This is a genomic window from Macrococcoides goetzii (genome assembly GCF_002742385.2).
Classification (GTDB): Bacteria; Bacillota; Bacilli; order Staphylococcales; family Staphylococcaceae; genus Macrococcoides; species Macrococcoides goetzii.
Map to the genome: position 1 here is coordinate 49,958 of NZ_MJBI02000006.1, position 23,214 is coordinate 73,171.

A 23,214-nucleotide genomic window follows, 5' to 3' on the forward strand; every position below is an offset into this window, starting at 1 on the left:
TTATTTCTCCTTTGTTATTGAAATAAATTCATGTTTTCTCTGATAAGTCTTTGACGTTCCGAACGATCTTCGACTTTCAGAATTTGTTCTTTAGTCATTGCTTGAGGTTGTCCACCAACTGGCAACGGTTTTCCTAATGGCTTAGTGTCAGTGAATAAGTAAGGCATTTTCTCAGTTGATTCAGTGATCAAACTGTCTAATCCCTCAAAAGTGCCATCTTCATTAAGTTTTACCTTTGAAGTATCAACTAACTTAATGAATGCGTCAGCATCAACAACATTGTGTTTTAAAGCTTCAACTTTAATTGCATTGTTAAGTTGTAACTGCTTAATCTCTGTTGTTTTCTGCTCGTTTTGTTGCTTGTACTTTTCAAGTTCAGCGTTTAAATCTTCATTATCTTTCGCTTTCTCTTGTAAAGCATTGAGTTGAGTATCACGATTCTTTAATTCCTCGTTTAATCCATCAACAGTTTGTTGCAATTCGTCAGCCTTATCAGCTTTCTCACGTAATGGACGTAATGCATCATGATGTTGATTAATAATCTGTGGAATAATGTCCTCAGTAACTCCTAAACCTCTTAAAAATTCTCTATTCATTCTTATCATCCTTTACATTTTTTATTACGCTTGATTTTACAAGCACGTCACGTATTTAACGCCCCGTCAGGCAAGTGATGGAATACCACCATCATGAGATACAGTGATCATCTCCTTGTGTTGAAGTAAAAAACTGCATTAAAAAAACCGTCAATCCTCACGACTGTCGGTTAATCTTCTTCAAATTCTTCTGTCATATCTAATAAAACGCTATGTTTAGCACATTCTAATAAACCTACAACTTCTGTAGTTTTCATATGAGAATATGATTGTGTAATTTGTTCGTTATCATATCGCACAACTACTACAATATCCTCAATATCCTTTATATTCTCTATAACATCTTTCAATATATTATGTGGTGTATGTTCTTCTATCACGCTGCTCGACCACCTTTGACCCAAGATTTATATTTGTCATACGTCATGTAAGGAATAACAATTGATTCATCATCATCATTCTTTGCACGTCTTACTTCAGGTAACTTACCATCAATAATTATCATCAAGTCACATCTACAGTTAATGTTTTCTGCTGCTGAATTAAGTCCATATAGCATCTTTGGATGCTGTCCTTTACATCCTGAAGGTGATTCAAATTCTTCGTAAATACCTACAGTTTGACCGTCTAACGATCTATGAGTTGTACGTGTTCTTTTATCAAGGGTTGCCTGCCATACTTTTTTAACTTCAATACCAGATTCATGTAACTCAACTGCTGATTTATATTTAGCAGTCATCATTGCACGACCACCCTCAGTTCTCGCAACTCGTTTAGATTGTTTTGAAGTCATTCCTAATGATTCTCTTAAACGTTTTGCAATGTTACCAAAGCCTTCACCTGCCATAATTCCTTGTGCTATGTCATTTCTTATCCTGTCAAGCACTCTCATGCGTTGTTTAGCCAGTGTAGGAAGTAGTTTGATATATTCTATAGGTAATTCTAAAGCCTCTCTAATCGTCTCTATTCGTGGAATTTGAGGCATTACAATTTTCTGTGTTGTGAACTCATAAATAAACATGTGCATAAGATAAGCTTCGAGATAAATATTCTCTTGAGACTTCTTTATGATCGTTGCAATTTTTGAGTAATCACCGGTAATCTCTTTAGCAATCATATCTAATTCTTTGTTCAGTCGATTGAATTTATTTACTTCAGTCCAACCAACATGACCATCTTTATCAGATACTTTTTCATAAAGCGTTGTGAGTATCTTTAGAATACTGTCTAATCGTTCCGACCATACTTTATCAATCTCTTTTTCAGTCTGTGCAATAAGTTGTTCAATCTGTTTCTTAATCTGTTCCTGGTTCATCTTCAGCACCTACTTCAATCTGAGGTAGAATATCATTCATTGCCATTTCTTGTTCTTCCAGGCGCTCTAATTCGCCTTGAGGGTCATCTGTCCACGGATGATTTGTAACGATAGTTATATCAGATACAATTCCTTTAGACATAGTAGCAATCTGAGTATCTTCCATATCGTTTTTCAATCTGTTGTAATTGAATTTCATTTCAACATCTTGAGGGTCTGCATTGATTCCTTGATGCTTGAATACAAAAAAGAGCAACTCTTTAAGAGCTACTCTTGTTTTACGTTCTAACTGTTTAGCTTTAATGTCTAACCCACTGTATAAAATCTTTAAAGCTACACCAGATGGACTATTTCCAAACTTATCAGAATTGAAGTCAACACCTCGACCAAAGTCTATGATCATCTCACGTAACATCTTTAAATATTTTTCTGTTTCATCAATCGGAATCTTAACACTTATCGTATCAATACCACCATCACTACCTAAATTGACTGCTTTGTAATGTTTCAGTCCTGCCATAAACTCTTTAAGTCCTTGACCTCTAAACCCTTTTAAAGCGAATATGATTTCAGTTGATTCATCAAACGTATTCTGTAAATCAGATAAACGATTATTGAATGCATCAATCAATGTCTTGTACTTCCAAATGTCGCCTTTTTCTTGTGAGTTATTCTTAAACGGAATGAACGGAATCTTATCCCACGAACCATTGCTATGATGATAAGTTTCATGTTCTCCCCAATAATAATCAGGTACGAATTCTCCACCTTCTAACATCCAGTAAGAAACTGTTTCAGCGTTCCATACTTCAGCACGTTCAACATCTTTTAACAAGTAATGTCTGATTACTGTCACTAGATCTCCATATTCATCATACACAGGAACAATCTGTTCAGCAGGAATCTGTCTGTATCTGAAGTTTCCTTTATCATCATAATAAACATGTAACCATTCAACACCTTTATTTGATGCTGCAGTTAATATATCGTTCATCATGTCGTCAAAGTCATCGTTTAACACTTCACCAATCTTTTCTAAGATTGTAGTGTTTTCTGCTTTAAAGTTAATAGGTTCTGCTAATAAGTAACCAACCTTTTGGTCTACCTGATTAGGATGAAAGTTAGCAACAAGTAAATTATGCGGCTTATCTTCATCTATCTGACCTAACGGGTCTTTTGGTCTAGGTCTCAACAAAATATCAGGTTCATCATTGTAATATAAATGTCCTACACGTTGTTTCTGAACTACATAAACATGTTCATCAATTAATCTCTTAATCAATCTACCTCTTGATTCTGTTTCTTCACGTCTCATATTATCTAATACTTCTTCAAAGTATAATCTCACATCACTCATGTGTTACCTCCTTAAGTTAAAATAAACATTCCGTTATTGTTCATATCATCTTCAAATGCATATCTTGTTGCATCAATAGTATGATTATCCTTGTCTAATAATCTAGGTTTTGGATTACCATCCTTATCTGTTTGATAATCTATATTCTCAAACTCTTTTGCGATGTTTGGTGTTCGTTTAGGGTCGATTACTATAGCATCTAAATCATCTAACCAACGTTCACCAAACTCAACCGAATCTGCACCTTTTTTAACTCCATATATTCTTGGAACATTAAAGTCATCTTGCAGTTCTGCAATACTCTTTGGCTCTGCTGAATCGGCTGCAATTTCTTCACTTGCATATTCTTTTTCATGTAACCATTTAGATAACTGTCTATTACTTATCTTTTGACCATACAATTCATCAATAGCGTAAATTGTATTTTTCTTTTTGTCGTAATGCCACCTAACGAATGCTAATGGATCAGTAGCATAACCAAAATCGACTGCATTGCGAATATTATCAAATGCACTCAACTCAACATCAGTTATTTCTCTGAAGTTTAAATTGTCGAATGGAACAACACCCGAACCGATAGGCTCACCCAGGTACTCCCAACGATACTTTTTAGGATTATTCTTTTTAACATTCTCTGCTTCTTCAATAAACTTTTTAGAGATGAATGGATTTCCTAAATATGTACTGTGATGAACAAAAGTATTATTCTCAATAAATGCACTTTCATACTTCTTATTCAACCAGTGTTGTTTTCTCTTTGGTGGATTGTATGTGTAATAGAACGAATAATCAAAAGGATATACATTCTTGCGAATACTGTTTTCAGCTTTAACGTTTCCTTCTAATTCTTCACGTAATACAGAGTTTTCAATTGAAGTAACTTCATCCTCAGTTCTAAACTCTGCAACTTCTTCAATCCACATAATAGCTAATGGAAAATCTGCATCTTTAATTGATTTAATCTTTTCAGGGTCATCAGCACCAGTAAAATAAATCTTGTTCCCTCTCGGTAAATAAGTAGCTTCTAATTTACTATCAATGAATCTGAATAGATGTCTCACACCTAAGATATTTGCTGCTGCTTTAAAGTTCTGTATAACTGACTTTGCTAAGTTACGTTGTATTTTACGTATTGCAATAGCTGATACAGGATATTCAATGATGTCTAATAATATTCTTATTGGCACATGAAATGATTTACCACTACCACGACCACCTTTAAGAACGTACCTTAAATGTTTCTTAGCTTTTGATGCAATCCAAAACAATTTAAATTGATCAGTGATGATTTCAGATATTTTAATTCTTTTATTCATCATCTAATACATCCAAATCATCAACAATTTGAATAACTGCATTAGCATCAATTTCATGACGTTCAGTAAATAATCTGTATCGTTTTCCTAATAATTCAGCAGCTTTATTTGCATCGCTTAATCTTGCTGGTGTCTCAACAATCTCAGTATATTCTTCAGTAACAGTTTGTTTCTTGCCATCAACCCACTTTGATTCTGTTCTGCTTAATGTAACAACTTGGCTTTCTTTCTTCTCTCTACGCATCACAGACGTTAAATATTCAAGTACTTCTGTTTGGTCTGCTATTGCTTGAGATTTGATTTCATTCATTCGATTGTCTATATACTCGGAAACACTCACATTCTCCAACAATTTTACTGAATTACCTTTTGCATAGTTTTCACTATATCCAGCACTTTTTGCTGACTGATATACATTTCCTGTCTTAATATACTCATCTGCAAACTTCTGTTGTTTCAATGTTAATTTCATTTCATATATCACCTACTTATCGCTAATCGCTTAATATATTTTTGCATAAAAATAAGACACCCAAATTAATGAGTGTCTGTATGTTAATAAACTTAAAGGAGGTACATCATGAACCATAAAACAATAAGGAGTACCATGAAGTACATACACAGTATAACAAGAAACTTATTAATAAAAAAAGAATGTGTTGGATTGTCGTTTTCTTGCTTTTCTTAGTTAATTTACTGTTTTTCCTTTTCTTCTTTTTTCGTTTCATACACCTTAGTACATTTTTCAATTATGGAATCATGAATATTTTCCAACCTTGTACGTTTTATACCTAATAAAGCACCACAGTTATTTAATGATCTACCATCAAAACGATACTCAAGTATTTCACGTTCTATACCTTCCAACTGATTAGCACAGTAATTCATGAATACAATATCATCTGCATATTGTTGTAATCGCTCTTGCCTTGATATACGTCTGATGATTTCATTACCTACCTTGTCCGATGTTGTTCCTTTTCCTGATGGTAAAGATGATTCAATACCATATGCAGCTGTTATTTTAATTTGAAAATATTCTTTATCGGTTTTTAACATGTTATTTTTCCAGGCATAACTATCTATCAATTCTTTGATATATTCTTTTGTGTCACTTAATGCCATGAGTACCTCCCGAATGATATAATATATTTGTTGAGAATAAATTATAGAGTCCGAGAGGGCTCTTTTTTAATGTTAATTAGTAGGTTTTATATATCTTGTAGATTAAATAAATTAGGAGTATAAACACAATCAATGCCAATAACGAAAACTCTCCATCTCCTGCACTACTTGATGCATTGTTTGATAATAGATTATTTGATGCAATTTGTGTTGGTGTCATATATAATTCCTCCCTAATCTACATACTTAGGTTTAGGTACAGCCGGCACCCACATGTGAGGGTTGTAATTGATTTCATATCTGTACTTACTAACATTTTTAACTTCCATATCTTCAACAACGTAAGAAACGTTGTCAGATAGACCAATGATATGTTTTTGGTATTGCCCTTTGTCATTTTCAACAACCACTTCTAATTGCTTATCTTTTCTATCTGCTTTAATACTCATACGTCCAGACATCTGAAAGATGATGTCATTCTTGATTGCATTGATTACTGTGACTTTTCTCACAGTATTGAAATTATCAGACTCCTGAGCTAAGTTCTCTGTCACCCTATCCGCCTCTGTACCACAAGCTGTTAATAGTACTGAAGATAAAAATAATGTACCTAGTATCTTTTTCATTTGTCATTCTCCTTTTCAGTTTTTATTTAGACCATGATATTGTTTAATCTAATCAATCCTACAACGTTGTCTGTATTTCTTATATTCTTCCATGAGAGTATTAACTCGTTCATCTTCCGAAATACCATATTGTTCATTTTTATGGTCGTATTCAGTTATAATCTCATCATGTTTTAGCACCATAAATGTCGATGTACCACTCCAACGTTTAAATTCATATCCTAATTTCTCTATTTCTTTTTTTAACATTGGCGTTCCTAAGTTACGCACAACCCTCACTCCTTTCGTGAGTTACAATCTTTTTCAAAAAACATCCGATTTAATTTCTTCTACTTTCTTTTTCATTTTTTTAATCAATTCATCATTGCTAGTTGTTTGACCGCATCCACGTTCGTATGCATAACTTGTAAACCATCGCGCAAATATTCCCATGTGTTCTTGACATAAATCTATAGGACAACTCATCTCTGCATAAACTTCTCCGTTTAGATGTGTCACTTCAAACCATGAACCGTCAGCATAACCTCCACACACATCACATATATATTCTTCTACTTCTATTGTTTTAACAGCCATCTCTCATTTCCTCCTTGTGATTTAAAGTAGTCGAATTCGACTAGTTTAGATTTTGCGACCGACTTCAATGTCGGTACCAAAGTGTTTGATGGACGTTTCTAGTAGCTTTCTAGTTACTCTTCATTACTCCGTTTTACTTTGTTTTTGTGCTAGTTAGTCTGTATCTAATTTTGTCTATCCATGTAGGATTCAAAAATACCTTTGAATGATGAAACGAACCATCAAACATCATTCCATACGAACGAATATCATTTTTTCGCAGCACTTCCTCTAACTCCTGGTTATAACTGAGCATTACGTTAAACCATATATCTCGATAACCTAGTTTTTTATAGATGTTAATGTTGTTCAAAACGTAATTTTCTAACCTATTAGAACCATCAATTAAAAATGGTGGAATATGGACATGAGCTGTTTTGTGTTTCACTCGCCATCCTCCTCTAAGTGTTTCATCAAATTTTCAATGTCTACAAGTAAACCACCTATATAACCCTTACCAGCCATAAAAGCGCTGTTAGATGATTCTTCTATTTTTTCTTTTAATATTTCCCATCGCTTTTCTGCTCGATCAGCACGGCGTTTTTGTTGTTCGGCATATAACTCTAACCCCTGTTGTACTGATAACCATTCAGTTACATCACTGTTATTACTTTTAACCTTCAACAATCCTCTTTCAAAATTGATTACAGTATACTCAGCATTCAAGTGTGGGTGATACAACTTTTCTCCAATTAGATTAATCAATAAGCCCACGCTCCTTACTCCAAATCAATTCGCAGATTGAACCGTCAGGGTTTTGAAGGTAGATTTTTTTAAATGTACATTTGTCAAAACTTGCTAAATGAAGTGCTTTTTCAATTGATACATCGTTATAACACGAAATATTGTTAGTATGTGAATGAACACAAACTAATCTTTTCATTTCAGTTTCTTCTGTAATCTCCACTTGTTCTTCAATGTAAAAACGACCGTCCTTAGTCCATCCTAATCGTTCATCATACTTGAATTGACACTCAAAGAATCCCTCGACATATTCATTACAACCCACATCAATGCCATCAACTACTTCCACGTTATCTACTAACCAATGAAGTGCTTCTTTTTCACTCATATACTTGCGTTGCTTAATCTTCATCCCTCTGCCTCCAATAGTCTATCTAAATACCACTTAGCTTTGTTCAAATCTTCTGTACCGTTTTTCCAGGGTGCTCTAGCCACATACTTAATTACATTTGCGACATAAAAAGCTTGTTGCGATTTATAACCCTTTACGACTTGATCAATAAAATCTATGACCTCTATATCGCCTTGTTTATAATGTTGTGGATTTATTTTGTCGCTCATTTAATTACCTCCAAATTATGATATTTAGTTAAAACAAAACCCGTATTTAAACGGGCTTTGTATTGTTTATTTCTCTACTTCTTCAAACACATCATTATTTGATAATTCTTCTACCGTATCATCGCTTGTTTTAGCTTCTAATGTATTTGTACCTTCTGCAGTTACTTGCTCTGTATCGTCGTTATTTACGTCATCTAATGTAAGTTGGTTTTCATCTTGTTCTTCTTCGACAAATAGCTCTTTTCTAATCTGCTTCACTCGATTATATTGAGTAGTTAAAAATTCATCTGATACATCATCTGTAGATACTTTGAACTTCAACCCGTTTTTACTAACAGTACATGTTATTGTTGCATCATCTTCTACAAACTCTGTCGACCAGGTAACATGTTTATCTGTGGCATTGAATTGTTTTCTTTCAATTCCTTTAGTTACATCTTCACCGAAAGTTTGTTTGATTAATTGATCTGCTAATTGAATATTTCTCATTGTTATATTTCCTCCAGTTTAATTTTAATTTTTGGTGTATCAGAATATATTTTCTTTGTGTGTAACTCGAACACCTGACCATCATCAATCCATACATGTCCATTTGCAGCGTCCATAAATGTTTTTATCAGATTGTCTAAATCGGGCTTTTTAGTATGTGCAAAACCTAGCAATTCTAATACTTTATATTTAGGTGTCGCTTTTGGTATCGGCATCATGAACAGTGCTGTTAATTTAATTTTTTTATCTGATTTAAGTTCAGGCATCTGCTTTTTAATGAATTCTTTATGTTTCATATAACTTGATGGCATATATATCTGTATAAAATTTTTAACTTTTCTCGCTCTAGGTCTAGGTGATGGCATAGGCTTTTCAAATCCTTTCACATCACTATACCTAATTTCAAAATTAGTTATCGTCATTTTCTTTTAACTCATTTATACGATTAGAAATGTCGACCATTTTCGACAAATATTCATCATGCTTATTCCATAAAACTTCTATGCTATCAGCTTGTTCAATATCAAAAACTTCACTTACAGGTACTTTCGCATCTGTAGAAGTATTTCCATCATTGCTAGGCTCTTCATCACCAGGCAACTCAGTTGGTGTAGGATAAACACTTACTATTTCAATTTCATCAAATGTCTTTTTAGTTTCAGGTATCATTGCTACTTCTCTGTGTGTATAAGGTGCGCCATCAACAAATACATATTCATCTGTCACAGTTGTAACTTCTCCTTCAATTACGTGATCTACATTAATTGCAACTCGTACTTTATCGCCTGTTTTAAACATTTATTTATCCTCCATCTTGTTTTTAATTTTGATTTGCATAAGTGACTTCTTTACAGAATTATGAAATGCTTTAAGGTAATTTGGTTTCATTAGTAATTACCTGCCTGTCTTTCATGATTGATTTGATTTTTAATGTCATAAGCTTTTTCAATATCTTCTAAAGTGAATCCGTAGTGATCCAGGATAATCAACAACAATGCATAAGTTTTATTCAAGTTTTCATAATTCAAAAATATATTTAATATTGCAGGTAAAGTAGTTCTCCTTAAATTATCTGTACTTAATTCAAAATATAAATCTGATTGCGTTCTGTTTATCCTGCTAACAAAATCAGAATTGCTTCTAGGTTTTGATTTGTTTATCAGTAAGTGCAAGAAATGTATTACATCAGCTGCTTCATCTAAAAGTTTTGTTTTATCAATCTCTTTTGTTTTCCAGTATTTCCAAATGTCATAACATTCATTAATGAACTCTGCCATTTCTACTTTCAAAGCAATATAATGGTTATCAGTTAGAACTAGCTTCCACTCTAAGTCTGATATGCCATGTTTTTCTTGAATTGTATAGTCAATGATATGTTGTTGTTCACTAAACTTATTGAATAAATCTGTAGTCATATTAATCATTTTTCTTCATCTCCTCTTTAATTGCTTTATATAATGCTGCTATAATCACAAATGTAATTGCGATAACGATTAAGCTACCACAAACGAATAATGTAAAAATAAAAAAGTCTAACATGTTAATCTCCTCTCTTAAATACTTCAGTGTGTTTGATTCCGTATGTTGTATAAGGTTTTCTGTCCAGTGTTTCCAAAAACTCATATGCTAATACTTCATTTGTAAAAGTTTTAACATCACGTTCTTGCATTGTTTTACTGTCATGTTTGACAACTGTGTAATTAACATGCGATAAGACTGTTTTCATGATTGCCATCCTCCAAAATGTAGATTGAAACAGAATGCTGCATACCCTGTAAGTTTTCTTTCTCTTAGGGGTACATGCTTTTTAATTATCACTTTAGGTTCAATTATTTCTTCTTCATAAATTTCTGTCGGTTTCTCAACAATATTTCTTCTGACAATTTTTCTATTCAATGAATTTTTCATATCTTCATCCTCTACCTTTATTACATACAAACTTTTGCTATCAGGATTATTTTCAATGTATTTTCTTGCACGTTCATTAGCAATGGACCAAAAGTGACTAGGTTTAATATTAAATCTGTCCATTATCGCTCTTGATGTATCTACTGCTAAGACTTCATTTCCGCTATACAAAGCATAAATATTAGGCATCTCTTTTCCCCTCTCAATCATTTGTATATTTCAATAGCTGATCGTGATTGTTTTTCAAAATCTTTTTGAGCAACCAGGCAACGAAGTTCATATTCGTCGCCATTAGCCCAATCAATCATTTTTAAAGCGTATAATTCAGAACAATTTAATCTGTTCATTATGTCCTTAACTGTCATTTTGAATTCCTTTCATACGATAATCGTCACCGTTCATGTCAAATCTGTGAGATTCACCTATGATTCTGCTAAATATTCGTTGCCACTTTTTATCTCTACTCATTTCAGCAGCAGTCAAATTTGTTGTGTAGATATTGTGCTTTCCTAATCTCATTTCAATAATCTCAAATAAATTTTCAAGAGAGTGATTTGATTCACTCACACCAATATCATCAAAAACCATCAGATCCACATCGTTTATCAAAGATTTAATTTCCAACTCGTTATAATCAGATTTTTTATCATAACTACTTCTAATCAATGACATGAGTTGTGCGACATTCATAAACAATACTGTGTATCCTTTTTCTTTTAATTCATGAGCAATTCCATAAGCTAGATGCGTCTTACCAGTACCATATGTGCCATGTAAATAAAGTGAAAAAGGTTTTTCTTTATCAAATATCTCGACATATCTATATGCTGCATTCAATGCTTTTTTTAAGTTGTCTGTTTCAGGAAGATAATTATCTAGTCTTGCTAACTGTGTCCTTTGATTCACTAATGACTTACTAAATATCTTGTTAGCTTTATTTCTTTGAATACGTTTGAAATGATTCTCTTTTTGTTTCTTTGCTAGTGCTATCATTTCGCAGTCGCATCCAACTTTTGTTGTGCTACCATCTTCAAAAGTTGCTAACGTATAATTGCGATCACACTTATCACAATGTAAATCTTCTGATTTAATTATTTTAGGTACATTATTCGGTACTCTTTTCATACTTTGTTCAAATGGATTCATGAATACCTCCTAATAAACATTTGCATATGGATTGTATTCTTCTTGCTTATTGGCTTCTGCACTGTTTAAATATGATTCAAAGTTCTCTGAATTAAATAGTGTCTTTGGTCTTAAATATTCGTTCATCTTTGAATCATTAATCCATTGACTTACTTTTGTATCAATAACTTTTTTAAAATCTTCTAATTCAAATCCATCTTTAATACGTCCGTTGATGAACTTAATGTTTCCTGGTGTTGCTCTAAATCTTTTCTTCGCTTTATCATTTAAATACTCAATAACTTTAGTAGCTGTTTCGTCTGATTCTTTAGAATCGGACAATATATCTTTACTATCATTATTAGTACTTTTATTATTAGTGGAGTTATTATTAGTAGTGTTGGATTTTCCAACGTTGGATAAACCTATGTTGGTTTTTCCTACATTGGATAATCCGATTTGGTTAGGTCTTTCATACACAACGTATTCATATTCTTTTAAACGACCTTTTTCATCACGTTTTCTTGTTCTAATAATATAGTTTTTTTCTTCTAATTCTTTTAATCCACTTCTCACGCTATCTCTACCATCACTACAATGTTTTACTATTTCTGACTCATATATTTGCCAATCATCAGGTCTACTTAGTAAATAAAGTAGTATTCCTTTTGCTTTAAAGCTTAATTCACTGTCATATATAGCTGTTTTGTCTAATGTTACAAATTCACTTGCTCGTTTTACAGTCCTGAATGTTGCCATTTCACTCACCTCTCAACATCTTATTTAACTTCTCATCAACATCTATCCACGAATCATGTAAATGGTATTTATCGTTGAATGATTGAATACCTATTCTGTGTTGTTCTGAATGATGTGCTCTACATAAAGCTAATACTTTATTTCCGTAATGATTTATTTCGGTTCTATTTCTTCCAGCACCTACTGTATTAAGATGTGCTAGATCAGAACCAGGCTTTCCACAGATAACACATTTACGATTAACAGTAGCGTGATATAAGAAGTTGTTATCCTCTTTCATCAAGTCACTTGTCTTATAACTCAATGGAATGTTATGCATGAAAATCCATGCTAGAATCAACTCGATTAATTCCCCTGCAATCTTCTTAGAACAATCTGATAAGCTAATTTCTTTATAGTCATTCATGATTTGTAGATATGATTGAAATACGTGTCTTAAATCTTCCTGGGGTTGTCCTGTGTAATCATAGATGTCATTCAGCAATGCAAATATCTTTTTGCGTTGTTGGTCAGTAATCTTTGATGCATCATAAATTTTGATTTCAGCTTCAACAGGCAAACCATTTTCTAGTAGTAGCAATGCATCTTTATTTAAAGACACATTGCGAACTACAACATCATATTTTCCGTTCTTTTTTTGATGGAATCTGTTTATTAAAGCCATTACATCACCTCATTAGAATGGAAGATCCTCATCTGAAATATCTATTGGCCCTGTGTTATTGCTAAACGGATTTTGTTGTGGCGGTGTAGGTTGTTGATATTGCTGCTGTGGTGCTTGTGGTTGATACTGTTGTTGCTGCTGTGGTTGTTGATTTTGTTGATATTGTTGTTGTTGATTTGCGTATGGATTTTGTGCAGGTGGTTGTTGTTGATATTGTTGTGGCGATGCTTGATTACTGTTTTTAGGTTCTAAAAATTGCACACTATCAGCTACAACTTCAGTAACATAAACTTTTCTTCCTTCTTGATTGTCGTAACTTCTTGTTTGAATTCGACCATCAACGCCGGCTAATTTACCTTTACTCAGAAAATTATTTACGTTTTCAGCTGTCTTTTTGAAACATACAATGTTAATAAAATCTGCTTGTCTTTCACCTTGTGCGTTTGTAAATGTTCGGTTAACTGCAAGTGTGAATTTTGCAACTCCAATACCACTTGGTGTAACTGAATACTCTACATCTTTTGTTAATCGTCCAACTAATATTGTTCTATTAATCATGTTTTAATCCCCATTCATTTAAAGTTTTTTGTGCAAAAGCTACTTGTTCACTTGTCATTTTTGTGTAATCTTTAATCTTCAATGATTCTTGTACTATTGAAGCTTCGCCATTATTTTGTTTAGCAAATTTCATGATATTCGCTTTTAACTGTCCAACTTCTTGGGCAGTGGCTAACTTCTTGTTTCCACTTGCTGCATTTCCATCATCGTCTTGATCAGATGTGATTCCGAAAACTGCACTCAACGAATATCTTTTTAGGTAAGTAATTAATGCACCTGCTCCCTGTGCTGTTTCTTTATCTGCTTTCATAAAAACAGGGTCAAATTCTATATATTCACCACTTGAATGCATTAACATAGTCGCTACTCCTATACGTCCGTTAGTGTCATTTAAAGCCCATTGTGTGAATGACAATCCTAAACGTGGAGCAATCTCTGTTATTGACTCAACAACGTTCTCTAATGGCACATACTTCGATTTGAAAAATGGGTTATTTGCATCCTTCAATGGTTGCTTAACTTTTTCTTGAAACTCTGCAAGTGCTTTTGATATTTCAACTATTGATTCTGATTTATTCACTTAATAAAACTCCTTTCACGATCATTCAGGTTCAACTATCTTCACTGTGTATGATGTTGGACTTTCTTCTGCGTAAGCACCCTCAATTTCTTCGCCGTTAACATCAATGACTTTTCCGTTTTCAGTTACATGAAATGCTTTACTTAAGTCCTTCTTGTTGATTTCTTCTTTGATTCTAATGAAATCATTCAAGCCACGTTCTTTAAGTTGTTCTAATACCTTACTTTCGTCACGATACTTGATTGATGTATTGCCTTTACGTGAGGTAACTTTTCCAAGTGGTGTGCTTAATCTGAATTTCTTATCTTTCTCTTTATTGATTCGATAATATTCAGTAAGCATGTACTCTAATCCAGCTTTATCATTTTCGTAAATCTTATTTTCAGCATCTTGCCATTCTTTAATTTGTTGAATCTTCTTTTCGGCAAGTGCATTTATTTCTGCTTTCTTCTTAGTGATCACTGCAATTTTTTCGAAAGCCCAATTTGCAGTGTCTAAATCATTAATCTTAAATCCTTCTTTAATAGGTTCATCAAGTAATTGTTGTTCTAAAATGTCCATAATATCCTCCTAGAATTTCCACTCTAATAATTGTGAATACAGTTTATCTATTTCAGTTATATGTGCTTCAGTGTGTTCTAACACTTTATGAAATGCTTCATCATCCAAGTACTCAAAACAATCTTCATCGTATAAATTTCGGCTAAAAACAACTTCTGAGGTTCTGTCGCAAATAATTTTTACTGCAACATATTCAGAATATAATTCTCTATAGATAGTAAAATTCATGTGATTGTAACGTTCTTTTTTTCTCGAGATCTCAATAGGTCTTGTTTCAATTTGGTTGGTTCTTGCGCCATTGCCTAAAACTTTCATATAATCCTCTTTTCTTACCTGGTAAGGATATGCTACAATCGAGATGTCTAGTAACGATTGCGCATATCTTCTAAAGGTATGTGTTTTTTTATTGCATAAAAAGCATGTAACATAGTGCTAATGTGACATAGAATAAACAAACGAAAATCGCAAATATAAATACTACAGCTACGAATTGTCTATCATTCATCATCTGCCTCCTCTCTTAATCTTTCGATTTTCGCCTCATCCTCCAACTCTTTGAAAAAGTTTTCCTCGGATTCGCTAGAATAAAGATTGTCAAACATCTGATGAAATCTTTCTACTTCTCTATCCATCAACTCACCTCACTGAACAAGCCAACACAGTAAAGTAACACTACACATACAGCTATCATGATTGAGCCGAACATTTCCATGGCAGTCATTTCACTAAGCATCATTAAGAATGCAATCCATAGATCATTCATCTCTTCACCCTCCAAAGTTTTCTCTGACTATTAACTTTTTCAAAATTTTTATCGAGCCATTCTTTCATACGTTTTGCATGAATGAGATATGGACTTCGTCGTGTTTCAGGATAGTGAACAATATCGTTTTGTAATTCTTTTTTGTAAGGTGGATAGTTCAACATATCAGTTACGACCGTTTCCCCACCAATGCGCTCATTTTTTACTAAATCATCTAGCGTCCACCACACCGGCTGTTTCAGTTGTTCATCTATAATTGATTGAAGTTGTTCCTGGATCATTGTATTTAGAACTTCCTCATTGATTAGGTTCATGATTGCACCTCCTATACCAACAATTTCATTTTGTTTAATTTTTGTTCTTCTTTTAATTTTTTGTTGTATACATTTAGTAAAGTGATTGCGAATGCATTAGCTGTTGTGTCGCAATTAGGTTTATTTTGCGTATACAATCTGTTAAATTCAGCTAAACCTAAACGATTAACAACTTTAACTAAGCGTTTGTAATCAAAATCATCACGGTACACAAATAAGAATTTCGCCATACCATCAATATTCTTAGCTTCAAAACTATGAACATAATTATCGAAAACACTTTTTAAGATAACTAAAGTTTCTTCTAAGTGTTCAGCACCATATTTTTTATTAACTCGTTCTAATGCTCTATATGCTCTAACATGATTTAATTCTCGATTTGTGCTATCATAGTCTATGAATAAACCAGCATTTTCAACGGCATTATGAATTTGTGTAGCAGCCAAATCACCTGATTGATATTTCGCTTTCCCCAAAGCATTAGGTGTTTTGGCTTTTATTTCGTTTATTTTTGCGTACATTTCAGCTTCATCGTATCTCGTTAACCCCGTATAGATTAAAGCCTCTACCATTGGTATATCCATTTGTTTTAATGCGCTCATTCTGTGTTGACCATCTATTACGTAATACTCGCCGTCTGTTCGTTGGCTAACAATGATTGATGTCAAAGCTTTAGGATTGAAATTCTTGACTATTTTTCTAACCTCCGTACTATTTACTGGTGATTGATAAGTTGTATCCGTTTTGATTGTATTAACATTTAATTTTGATGTTCTCATTTGATATATCCTCCAATTTTTATAATTTGATCAATGTTGTTTTTTAATTTGATAATCTTTTCTACTTCTAACGTTGATATAATTCTTTCAACTGCTTCAATGTCTCCTGCTTCATCTAATAGATCATTAATATGTCCTGCATAATCTACTATATTTATCGCTGCCATTTCAGGACGTTGTAATATAATTTCTTCAAGCGTCATTGCTTCTTCGTTTATTTTTACTCGTAAATCAACTTGCTCTGATTTCTTAGGACGACCAACAGATGCTCGTTTTTCCTTTTGATAATTTTTATTTTTCACTGATTGCAGTTCCTCGTACTCTCTATTAAAAGTAGATTCACCTTTGATTACTTTGTCATAACCTTCAGGATTTTCTGCTTTAACTTTTTTCGCTCTTGTGACTGTTGATTTAGATACACCGGCGATTTTTCCAAGCTCAGCGTTTGTATTTACTTTTTTCAATTGAGGTTCATCCGGTCCACAATTGGAATTTTGATATTGGTTTTTCAATAAATTCTTTCTTTTATTCTCTTTAGCTTCATACTCAAGTTCTTCAATCAACTCACTTGTGCTTAATACAATGTGTAATCGTTGTTCTTTTGTTAGATGTCTGCGTTCAATTGCTGTATCTCTTACGAATTTGAATAATTCTGTTTCATTTAAGTCATGTATTCTTGCTTCTATTTCTTCGTAGCCCATCAACTTAGCAGCATCAACTCTATGTCTACCATCAATAATTGTCATATCTTTATTGATGTCTATAGGTTGTCTGATACCATCATGTTCAACCGATTTCAAAAAATCTTTCCATTCTTGCTCTCTCATACGTGGTACAAGATCATCGACTTCTTTATTAGTATTCAACCAATCCAATTTGATAAGTTTTATTTCGTTCATGAAGTACCTCCCTTTTTTTATCCAACGGTTTTTTCTTCTTTTGCAAATAAAAATTCTATGTCGTATTCTGGGAAAAATTCGTTCTTTATGATAATTGCTTCTCCAAATTTAAAATCTGATTTACCATTGATTTTGTCTGATACGGTTTGATATCTAACTTTTAGAACGTCGGCAATATCAACTAATGAAACATTCTTTTCCTTTCTGACTTTTTCAAGATTCGTCAACATTTTTTCTCTCCCCTCTCAAATACGAATTTCGTACTTATTTTTCAAAAAATAAAGCCGTAAAAAAGGCTTAACTAAAGAATATACGAAATTTCGTATTACGTCAATACAAAAATTCGTATTTTTTTATTTTATTTTTCTTGATATACGATTTTTCGCATGTTACTATATAGGTACAAACTACAAGTGAGGTTGTTCAAAATGAGTAAAGAAGAACAGTTAAAAATATTAATGGAAAAGAAATCAGGTAGTATTAAAGCTTTTGCAAAGGAAATTGATTTACCTTATACAACTATCAGATCTATTTTAGAACGTGGAATTTATAATGCTAAAGTTGAAAATGTAATAAAGATTTGCAAAGGATTAAATATTAAAACTGAAGATATTCTTAATTCTGACACACAAACACCAACAGAAGTTGATTATATACGAGAAGAAACTGTAACTTATTATACTCCTGTAATTGAACTGCCTGTACTTGCAAAAGTTTCTGCTGGACTTCCAATATACGCAGAAGAAAATATTATTTCTCAAATCCATGTATCCAAATCCTTAATTAAGGATGGTAAAGAATACTTTGGTTTAATAGTTTCTGGTGATTCAATGGATAAAGAATTTAAAGATGGAGATATAGTTATTGTTGAAAAAGATGCGGTTATTGAAAATGGGCAAATTGGTGTTGTAATGGTAAATGGTTATAACGCTACAGTTAAAAGAGTGCGCTACAACGGTGATATGATAATTCTACAACCTGAATCTCATAATTCAGATCATCAACCACAATTTTATAATAAAAACGATAAAGTTAAATTTGTAGGTCGTGTTGTAGGTATGAACAGAAAATATTAAGGATATTCGGCTTAATGCCTTTATCATATAAAAAATATAGGGGGAAATGTTCTATGGCAAAATATACTATGAAAGAACAATTTAAAATTGGTGCAAATGAATCGAAGTATGTTAAAACATTATCACCAGAGGAAAAACAACGTTTCAAATCATTATCACGTGATGCTAAGGATGATCTTATCTATAGATTTATGAATGGTGAAGCACCTGCAGCGCCAACTGGTGAAACTAAAATTGAATCATGGTTAGCTAACAAAGGTATACACAACCCTACAAAAGTAACGATAGATGCTATACACCCATTAGTGACAGATTCTAAATTGAATTCCTTCACAAACAATTGGGCAGCTATGACTACACTAAGTATCGACAAACAAGCTATTATGAATTCTAATTTACTGCAACAAAAGCAAAACTATACAATAATTGCACAAAATGATGAAATCATTAAACAGAACAATGAAATCATTCATTTATTACGTGAGATAGCACAAAAATAAAATTAGGAGGTTAGAAAATGAAAATCAAATTATTATCTGCAACAATTTTGTCGACAACGCTATTATTAACAGCTTGTGGTGGGAATGAAGGTAAAAACGATGCGCAAACAGAACAAAAACAAAAAGAGGTTACAATTGATACTTTGATTAAATCTTTTGATGATAAAGGATTATCTGTCAAAGATGTTAAAAAGATGAGTCATGAAGATTTTGGTCCTGCACCAATGAAGTCAAAAGAGGCTAAACAATTTGTAGTCGAAAAAGATATGAACGCTAGATTGTTTTATTATGATAATGAGAATGATTTAAAAGAAATGAAAAAGTATTATGATCAATTAGGTAAAGAAAGCGCAATGTTATTTTCTCATACATATGCGAAAGGTAAATTCTTAATTCAAGCTAACGGTAGTATTGATGAAAAAGTTTTTAAAAAATATACAGATGTAATGGATAAAGAGATTAAATAAAACTTAATATAAGTCTGTCATTTTCGCAGGCTTATTTTTTATACAATTTTTTAGGAGGTACAACATGAAAATTAAAAAATTAGACAATGGAAAATGGGCTTATGACTTTCGTTATAATGGTAAACGGTATAGAAGCAATTCATGTACATCCAAACGTGAAGCCACACAGAAAGCAAATGAGTTATATGATAAAGTATCTAAAGGTTATCGTCCAAATAATCATATAACGCTGCATGAGTACTACAATACTTATCACGAAACTTACACCCAGGAAAAAGTATCAGCTAAGACATATTCAAATTATGAGCGATTAGGAAAGTTGTTAGAAACAGAATTTGGACATAAGAACATGAAAGACATTACACGATCTGAATATCAAAGTTTTATTAATGATTTAGCTAAAAAGCATGTTCTTGACGGAGTATCACGTTATAACAATTACATTAAGAAGGTTGTATTAGAAGCGATAGACGAAGGTATTATTCACAGAGATTTCACGCATAATGTAAATATCTTTTCAAAGATAGAAAGTAAAGAAGAACATCATAAGTATTACGACATGGAAGAGTTGAAGGCAGTTAAACGATATTATTTGGACAGAACACAGTATTATAAGCCATCAACTTATTTGATACTACTAATGATTGCAACGGGGGGCAGATTTTCAGATTGTATCAATCTCAAGAGAGAACATATAAACGAGGTAGCCGGGACAATTTATTTAGACGGAACAAAGAATAAAGGTGCAAAGAGAACCGTTGAAGTTGATAGAGATACAATAAAATTATTATTAGATTATATTGATCACGTACCTACTCATATTTCAGGATATATATTTACTCATGCAGGTAAACGTATATCAAATAAATCTGTAAATGAATCTATTGCAAAATGCAATAAAGCTTTAGAAATAAAAAAAGACACCACTTCACACGCATTCAGACACTCTCACGTGTCATTCTTGCTGTACAAGGGTGTTTCTATCTATTACATCTCTAAACGCTTAGGACACGCTTCTATAGACATTACAATACAAGAGTATAGTCATCTAATAAAAGAAGCTTATAAAGAAGAAGCAGAGAGTACTATAAAGCATATTCAGAGTTTATAAAACCGTGTCCATTTTTCGTGTCCACATGGTCACACTCTCTATATATCGTGTCCATGTTTGTGACCAAAAATATAATTTTATATAACTTTTAATAAGTTTAAATACCGTCAAATCAACTTTATAAGCTTATATAAGGTTTAATAACCTTATACTAGTACCACCGGTCGGGGTCGAACCGACACTCCGTGAGGAACCGGATTTTGAGTCCGGCGCGTCTGCCAATTCCGCCACGGTGGCTTAGTAAAATTTATTATTTAATAAGTATAATACTTAAAAAAATTATGGTCAAGAATTTCATCCTATTTTCAATCTATGTTCACAAATAGCAAATGACCTGTTATAATGAACGTGTAATAAAGTCTCGTCAACTTTATTATCACCAAATTTCATTTTCGTTTAATTACTTTTAACTACAGAATCCTTTCTGTAGTTCTTTTTTTATCTCTATGTATCCACATAAATTCTACGAAAAAAATAAGCATGCATCATGCAGCTTAACAAAAATGGAGCGGAAGGTAGGACTTACACCTACATCTCGAACCAGGAAGGTCCGTATTCTAAGAGTTGAAATACTCCCGCATATATAAAATTAATGGAGGCGCCAACCGGATTTGAACCGGTGATAAAGGTTTTGCAGACCTCTGCCTTACCACTTGGCTATGGCGCCTAAAGCTGGGCTAGCTGGATTCGAACCAACGAGTGACGGAGTCAAAGTCCGTTGCCTTACCGCTTGGCTATAGCCCAATATTAAAAAATTAAGGGCGACTGATGGGAATCGAACCCACGAGTGTCGGAACCACAATCCGATGCGTTAACCACTTCGCCACAATCGCCATGGCAGGGGCAGTAGGAATCGAACCCACATCAAAGGTTTTGGAGACCTCTATTCTACCGTTAAACTATGCCCCTAAAGGTAAACAAATAAAAAATGGTGGAGGGGGGCAGATTCGAACTGCCGAACCCGAAGGAGCGGATTTACAGTCCGCCGCGTTTAGCCACTTCGCTACCCCTCCAAGATGGTGCCGGAAAAAGGACTTGAACCCTCAACCTACTGATTACAAGTCAGTTGCTCTACCAGTTGAGCTATTCCGGCATAATAATAAAAAAGATGGCTCAGGACGGAATCGAACCGCCGACACATGGATTTTCAATCCATTGCTCTACCGACTGAGCTACTGAGCCATACAAATGGCGGTCCCGACGGGAATCGAACCCGCGATCTCCTGCGTGACAGGCAGGCATGTTAACCGCTACACCACGGGACCACTAATAATTGCGGGAGGCGGATTTGAACCACCGACCTTCGGGTTATGAGCCCGACGAGCTACCAGACTGCTCCATCCCGCGATAATAATAAATAATTGAAAATCTTTTTTATTTTATTTTGCTGAAGTAAAAAAATAATGGCGGAGGAAGAGGGATTCGAACCCCCGCGAGCCGTTAAGCCCCTGTCGGTTTTCAAGACCGATCCCTTCAGCCGGACTTGGGTATTCCTCCATTATATAAAAATAATTAAGTGGACCTTGCAGGACTCGAACCTGCGACCCAACGGTTATGAGCCGTTTGCTCTAACCAACTGAGCTAAAGGTCCTAAATCCTAAAAGTACACATTAAGTTTTAAAAAAGATAGTGGCGGCAGAGGGGATCGAACCCCCGACCTCACGGGTATGAACCGTACGCTCTAGCCAGCTGAGCTACGCCGCCGAAATAATATAAAGTTAATATGGTGGAGACTAGCGGGATCGAACCGCTGACCTCCTGCGTGCAAAGCAGGCGCTCTCCCAGCTGAGCTAAGCCCCCATATTAAAGCTTTTAAAGCAAATCGGGAAGACAGGATTCGAACCTGCGACCCCTTGGTCCCAAACCAAGTGCTCTACCAAGCTGAGCTACTTCCCGTAGCTAGTAATCAAAATAATGGCGCGCCCGAGAGGAGTCGAACCCCTAACCTTTTGATCCGTAGTCAAACGCTCTATCCAATTGAGCTACGGGCGCTAATGGTGCCGAGGACCGGAATCGAACCGGTACGGTAATCACTTACCGCAGGATTTTAAGTCCTGTGCGTCTGCCAGTTCCGCCACCCCGGCTTTTAAGTAATAAAAGCCATAATTATTACGATAGAATTAATGGAGCGAAAGACGGGATTCGAACCCGCGACCCCAACCTTGGCAAGGTTGTATTCTACCACTGAACTACTTTCGCAATATGGTGCGGGTGAAGGGAGTCGAACCCCCACGCCAAAGGCGCTAGATCCTAAGTCTAGTGCGTCTGCCAGTTCCGCCACACCCGCGTAAAATAAAATTTATTAAAAATGGTGAGCCATAGAGGATTCGAACCTCTGACCCTTTGATTAAAAGTCAAATGCTCTACCAACTGAGCTAATGGCTCAAAGAAATGGTGCCGGAAAAA

The 23,214-nt window shown here is 34.0% G+C and carries 38 protein-coding genes and 20 tRNA genes; 4 read left to right on the top strand and 54 right to left on the bottom strand.

Going from position 1 to position 23,214, the window contains the following annotated elements:
• Positions 1-14: 14 nt before the first annotated feature.
• The 34 genes from BFS35_RS11050 to BFS35_RS11200 all read right to left on the bottom strand — a co-directional run bounded on the left by BFS35_RS11050 (position 15) and on the right by BFS35_RS11200 (position 17,884).
• On the bottom strand, positions 15-596 hold the full coding sequence (locus BFS35_RS11050) for a phage scaffolding protein (RefSeq protein WP_158554312.1): 582 nt from the start codon (positions 594-596) through the stop codon (positions 15-17).
• Positions 597-766: 170 nt separating this feature from the next.
• Positions 767-976, bottom strand: coding sequence for a hypothetical protein (locus BFS35_RS11055; protein ID WP_099576987.1), 210 nt, complete (start codon positions 974-976; stop codon positions 767-769).
• Positions 973-1,911 (bottom strand): phage minor head protein, encoded by a 939-nt coding sequence (locus tag BFS35_RS11060; protein WP_099576985.1) that lies wholly within the window; start codon positions 1,909-1,911, stop codon positions 973-975. The genes BFS35_RS11055 and BFS35_RS11060 overlap by 4 nt, the downstream gene beginning before the upstream one ends.
• Positions 1,892-3,268 (bottom strand): phage portal protein, encoded by a 1,377-nt coding sequence (locus BFS35_RS11065; protein WP_099576984.1) that lies wholly within the window; start codon positions 3,266-3,268, stop codon positions 1,892-1,894. The genes BFS35_RS11060 and BFS35_RS11065 overlap by 20 nt, the downstream gene beginning before the upstream one ends.
• A gap of 11 nt (positions 3,269-3,279) precedes the next feature.
• Complete coding sequence (locus BFS35_RS11070; RefSeq protein ID WP_099577054.1) at positions 3,280-4,584, bottom strand: PBSX family phage terminase large subunit; 1,305 nt, start codon at positions 4,582-4,584, stop codon at positions 3,280-3,282.
• Positions 4,577-5,056 carry a terminase small subunit gene (locus tag BFS35_RS11075; protein WP_099576982.1) on the bottom strand — a complete coding sequence of 160 codons (480 nt, stop codon included), beginning with the start codon at positions 5,054-5,056 and terminating at the stop codon, positions 4,577-4,579. Before BFS35_RS11075 ends, BFS35_RS11070 begins: the two co-directional genes overlap by 8 nt.
• A gap of 221 nt (positions 5,057-5,277) precedes the next feature.
• Positions 5,278-5,709, bottom strand: coding sequence for a hypothetical protein (locus BFS35_RS11080; RefSeq protein WP_099576980.1), 432 nt, complete (start codon positions 5,707-5,709; stop codon positions 5,278-5,280).
• Between the two features lie 233 nt (positions 5,710-5,942).
• Entirely contained in the window at positions 5,943-6,335 is a 393-nt protein-coding gene (locus BFS35_RS11085; RefSeq protein ID WP_099576978.1) for a beta-sandwich lipoprotein, read from the bottom strand.
• 48 nt (positions 6,336-6,383) lie between these two features.
• Positions 6,384-6,605, bottom strand: a complete 222-nt coding sequence (locus BFS35_RS11090; protein ID WP_099576976.1) for a hypothetical protein — start codon at positions 6,603-6,605, stop codon at positions 6,384-6,386.
• Between the two features lie 33 nt (positions 6,606-6,638).
• Positions 6,639-6,911, bottom strand: coding sequence for a hypothetical protein (locus BFS35_RS11095; RefSeq protein WP_099576974.1), 273 nt, complete (start codon positions 6,909-6,911; stop codon positions 6,639-6,641).
• 133 nt (positions 6,912-7,044) lie between these two features.
• A complete protein-coding gene (locus BFS35_RS11100; RefSeq protein ID WP_099576972.1) occupies positions 7,045-7,338 on the bottom strand; it encodes a hypothetical protein in 294 nt (97 codons plus the stop codon).
• Positions 7,335-7,655, bottom strand: coding sequence for a hypothetical protein (locus tag BFS35_RS11105; protein WP_099576970.1), 321 nt, complete (start codon positions 7,653-7,655; stop codon positions 7,335-7,337). Before BFS35_RS11105 ends, BFS35_RS11100 begins: the two co-directional genes overlap by 4 nt.
• A complete protein-coding gene (locus BFS35_RS11110; RefSeq protein ID WP_099576968.1) occupies positions 7,648-8,046 on the bottom strand; it encodes a hypothetical protein in 399 nt (132 codons plus the stop codon). Before BFS35_RS11110 ends, BFS35_RS11105 begins: the two co-directional genes overlap by 8 nt.
• Positions 8,043-8,255: a DUF3310 domain-containing protein gene (locus BFS35_RS11115; protein WP_099576966.1), complete on the bottom strand. Its 213-nt coding sequence runs from the start codon at positions 8,253-8,255 to the stop codon at positions 8,043-8,045. The genes BFS35_RS11110 and BFS35_RS11115 overlap by 4 nt, the downstream gene beginning before the upstream one ends.
• Before the next feature lie 66 nt (positions 8,256-8,321).
• Positions 8,322-8,744, bottom strand: a complete 423-nt coding sequence (locus BFS35_RS11120; RefSeq protein WP_099576964.1) for a hypothetical protein — start codon at positions 8,742-8,744, stop codon at positions 8,322-8,324.
• A gap of 2 nt (positions 8,745-8,746) precedes the next feature.
• A complete protein-coding gene (locus BFS35_RS11125; protein WP_099576962.1) occupies positions 8,747-9,166 on the bottom strand; it encodes a RusA family crossover junction endodeoxyribonuclease in 420 nt (139 codons plus the stop codon).
• Positions 9,153-9,542: a hypothetical protein gene (locus BFS35_RS11130; RefSeq protein WP_099576960.1), complete on the bottom strand. Its 390-nt coding sequence runs from the start codon at positions 9,540-9,542 to the stop codon at positions 9,153-9,155. Before BFS35_RS11130 ends, BFS35_RS11125 begins: the two co-directional genes overlap by 14 nt.
• A gap of 89 nt (positions 9,543-9,631) precedes the next feature.
• Entirely contained in the window at positions 9,632-10,168 is a 537-nt protein-coding gene (locus BFS35_RS11135; RefSeq protein WP_099576958.1) for a dUTP diphosphatase, read from the bottom strand.
• The gene (locus BFS35_RS14160) at positions 10,161-10,283 is read right to left on the bottom strand and encodes a hypothetical protein (RefSeq protein WP_275068229.1); all 123 of its coding nucleotides are present in this window, start codon (positions 10,281-10,283) and stop codon (positions 10,161-10,163) included. The genes BFS35_RS11135 and BFS35_RS14160 overlap by 8 nt, the downstream gene beginning before the upstream one ends.
• A gap of 1 nt (position 10,284) precedes the next feature.
• The gene (locus BFS35_RS11140) at positions 10,285-10,470 is read right to left on the bottom strand and encodes a hypothetical protein (protein WP_099576956.1); all 186 of its coding nucleotides are present in this window, start codon (positions 10,468-10,470) and stop codon (positions 10,285-10,287) included.
• On the bottom strand, positions 10,467-10,841 hold the full coding sequence (locus tag BFS35_RS11145; protein ID WP_099576954.1) for a hypothetical protein: 375 nt from the start codon (positions 10,839-10,841) through the stop codon (positions 10,467-10,469). Before BFS35_RS11145 ends, BFS35_RS11140 begins: the two co-directional genes overlap by 4 nt.
• Before the next feature lie 165 nt (positions 10,842-11,006).
• Positions 11,007-11,798 carry an ATP-binding protein gene (locus BFS35_RS11150; protein ID WP_099576949.1) on the bottom strand — a complete coding sequence of 264 codons (792 nt, stop codon included), beginning with the start codon at positions 11,796-11,798 and terminating at the stop codon, positions 11,007-11,009.
• 9 nt (positions 11,799-11,807) lie between these two features.
• A complete protein-coding gene (locus BFS35_RS11155) occupies positions 11,808-12,536 on the bottom strand; it encodes a conserved phage C-terminal domain-containing protein (protein WP_099576948.1) in 729 nt (242 codons plus the stop codon).
• A 1-nt stretch (position 12,537) separates the two neighbouring features.
• A complete protein-coding gene (locus BFS35_RS11160; protein WP_099576946.1) occupies positions 12,538-13,200 on the bottom strand; it encodes a putative HNHc nuclease in 663 nt (220 codons plus the stop codon).
• 12 nt (positions 13,201-13,212) lie between these two features.
• Complete coding sequence (gene ssb / locus BFS35_RS11165) at positions 13,213-13,758, bottom strand: single-stranded DNA-binding protein (RefSeq protein WP_099576944.1); 546 nt, start codon at positions 13,756-13,758, stop codon at positions 13,213-13,215.
• The gene (locus tag BFS35_RS11170) at positions 13,751-14,338 is read right to left on the bottom strand and encodes an ERF family protein (protein WP_099576942.1); all 588 of its coding nucleotides are present in this window, start codon (positions 14,336-14,338) and stop codon (positions 13,751-13,753) included. Before BFS35_RS11170 ends, ssb begins: the two co-directional genes overlap by 8 nt.
• Before the next feature lie 21 nt (positions 14,339-14,359).
• Complete coding sequence (locus BFS35_RS11175; protein ID WP_099576940.1) at positions 14,360-14,899, bottom strand: host-nuclease inhibitor Gam family protein; 540 nt, start codon at positions 14,897-14,899, stop codon at positions 14,360-14,362.
• Positions 14,900-14,908: 9 nt separating this feature from the next.
• Complete coding sequence (locus tag BFS35_RS11180) at positions 14,909-15,214, bottom strand: hypothetical protein (RefSeq protein ID WP_099576938.1); 306 nt, start codon at positions 15,212-15,214, stop codon at positions 14,909-14,911.
• A 182-nt stretch (positions 15,215-15,396) separates the two neighbouring features.
• Positions 15,397-15,531: a hypothetical protein gene (locus BFS35_RS14165; RefSeq protein ID WP_275068230.1), complete on the bottom strand. Its 135-nt coding sequence runs from the start codon at positions 15,529-15,531 to the stop codon at positions 15,397-15,399.
• Positions 15,531-15,662, bottom strand: coding sequence for a hypothetical protein (locus tag BFS35_RS14170; RefSeq protein ID WP_275068231.1), 132 nt, complete (start codon positions 15,660-15,662; stop codon positions 15,531-15,533). The genes BFS35_RS14165 and BFS35_RS14170 overlap by 1 nt, the downstream gene beginning before the upstream one ends.
• Complete coding sequence (locus BFS35_RS11185; protein WP_099576936.1) at positions 15,659-15,976, bottom strand: DUF771 domain-containing protein; 318 nt, start codon at positions 15,974-15,976, stop codon at positions 15,659-15,661. The genes BFS35_RS14170 and BFS35_RS11185 overlap by 4 nt, the downstream gene beginning before the upstream one ends.
• Before the next feature lie 11 nt (positions 15,977-15,987).
• Positions 15,988-16,755, bottom strand: coding sequence for a DUF6551 family protein (locus tag BFS35_RS11190; protein ID WP_099576934.1), 768 nt, complete (start codon positions 16,753-16,755; stop codon positions 15,988-15,990).
• Positions 16,752-17,654, bottom strand: a complete 903-nt coding sequence (locus BFS35_RS11195) for a ParB N-terminal domain-containing protein (RefSeq protein WP_099576932.1) — start codon at positions 17,652-17,654, stop codon at positions 16,752-16,754. The genes BFS35_RS11190 and BFS35_RS11195 overlap by 4 nt, the downstream gene beginning before the upstream one ends.
• 17 nt (positions 17,655-17,671) lie before the next feature.
• Entirely contained in the window at positions 17,672-17,884 is a 213-nt protein-coding gene (locus BFS35_RS11200) for a helix-turn-helix domain-containing protein (RefSeq protein WP_099576930.1), read from the bottom strand.
• A gap of 198 nt (positions 17,885-18,082) precedes the next feature.
• On the opposite strand from BFS35_RS11200, the gene BFS35_RS11205 reads away from it, so the two are divergent.
• The 4 genes from BFS35_RS11205 (at position 18,083) to BFS35_RS11220 (ending at position 20,808) form a co-directional block, all read left to right on the top strand.
• Entirely contained in the window at positions 18,083-18,730 is a 648-nt protein-coding gene (locus BFS35_RS11205; RefSeq protein ID WP_099576929.1) for an XRE family transcriptional regulator, read from the top strand.
• A 53-nt stretch (positions 18,731-18,783) separates the two neighbouring features.
• Positions 18,784-19,230, top strand: coding sequence for a hypothetical protein (locus BFS35_RS11210; RefSeq protein ID WP_099576927.1), 447 nt, complete (start codon positions 18,784-18,786; stop codon positions 19,228-19,230).
• A 17-nt stretch (positions 19,231-19,247) separates the two neighbouring features.
• Positions 19,248-19,697, top strand: a complete 450-nt coding sequence (locus BFS35_RS11215; RefSeq protein ID WP_099576925.1) for a hypothetical protein — start codon at positions 19,248-19,250, stop codon at positions 19,695-19,697.
• 64 nt (positions 19,698-19,761) lie between these two features.
• The gene (locus tag BFS35_RS11220) at positions 19,762-20,808 is read left to right on the top strand and encodes a tyrosine-type recombinase/integrase (RefSeq protein ID WP_099576923.1); all 1,047 of its coding nucleotides are present in this window, start codon (positions 19,762-19,764) and stop codon (positions 20,806-20,808) included.
• A gap of 155 nt (positions 20,809-20,963) precedes the next feature.
• Here the strand turns inward: BFS35_RS11220 and BFS35_RS11225 are convergent.
• From BFS35_RS11225 to BFS35_RS11320, 20 genes are all read right to left on the bottom strand, one after another.
• A tRNA-Leu gene (locus BFS35_RS11225) sits at positions 20,964-21,045 on the bottom strand.
• A gap of 356 nt (positions 21,046-21,401) precedes the next feature.
• Positions 21,402-21,475 (bottom strand) — tRNA-Cys (locus BFS35_RS11230).
• 5 nt (positions 21,476-21,480) lie between these two features.
• A tRNA-Gln gene (locus BFS35_RS11235) sits at positions 21,481-21,552 on the bottom strand.
• Between the two features lie 16 nt (positions 21,553-21,568).
• Positions 21,569-21,641, bottom strand: a tRNA-His gene (locus tag BFS35_RS11240).
• A 2-nt stretch (positions 21,642-21,643) separates the two neighbouring features.
• Positions 21,644-21,717 (bottom strand) — tRNA-Trp (locus BFS35_RS11245).
• A gap of 20 nt (positions 21,718-21,737) precedes the next feature.
• A tRNA-Tyr gene (locus BFS35_RS11250) sits at positions 21,738-21,821 on the bottom strand.
• 4 nt (positions 21,822-21,825) lie between these two features.
• Positions 21,826-21,901, bottom strand: a tRNA-Thr gene (locus BFS35_RS11255).
• 16 nt (positions 21,902-21,917) lie between these two features.
• A tRNA-Phe gene (locus tag BFS35_RS11260) sits at positions 21,918-21,990 on the bottom strand.
• Positions 21,991-21,997: 7 nt separating this feature from the next.
• Positions 21,998-22,073 (bottom strand) — tRNA-Asp (locus BFS35_RS11265).
• 8 nt (positions 22,074-22,081) lie between these two features.
• A tRNA-Met gene (locus BFS35_RS11270) sits at positions 22,082-22,155 on the bottom strand.
• A gap of 57 nt (positions 22,156-22,212) precedes the next feature.
• Positions 22,213-22,305, bottom strand: a tRNA-Ser gene (locus BFS35_RS11275).
• Between the two features lie 20 nt (positions 22,306-22,325).
• Positions 22,326-22,399: transfer RNA gene (locus BFS35_RS11280), tRNA-Ile, on the bottom strand.
• A 39-nt stretch (positions 22,400-22,438) separates the two neighbouring features.
• Positions 22,439-22,512, bottom strand: a tRNA-Met gene (locus BFS35_RS11285).
• A 20-nt stretch (positions 22,513-22,532) separates the two neighbouring features.
• Positions 22,533-22,608: transfer RNA gene (locus BFS35_RS11290), tRNA-Ala, on the bottom strand.
• A 22-nt stretch (positions 22,609-22,630) separates the two neighbouring features.
• A tRNA-Pro gene (locus BFS35_RS11295) sits at positions 22,631-22,704 on the bottom strand.
• 19 nt (positions 22,705-22,723) lie between these two features.
• Positions 22,724-22,800, bottom strand: a tRNA-Arg gene (locus tag BFS35_RS11300).
• Positions 22,801-22,803: 3 nt separating this feature from the next.
• Positions 22,804-22,892: transfer RNA gene (locus tag BFS35_RS11305), tRNA-Leu, on the bottom strand.
• Between the two features lie 40 nt (positions 22,893-22,932).
• Positions 22,933-23,007, bottom strand: a tRNA-Gly gene (locus BFS35_RS11310).
• 4 nt (positions 23,008-23,011) lie between these two features.
• Positions 23,012-23,095, bottom strand: a tRNA-Leu gene (locus tag BFS35_RS11315).
• A gap of 22 nt (positions 23,096-23,117) precedes the next feature.
• Positions 23,118-23,193, bottom strand: a tRNA-Lys gene (locus BFS35_RS11320).
• Positions 23,194-23,214: the final 21 nt, after the last annotated feature.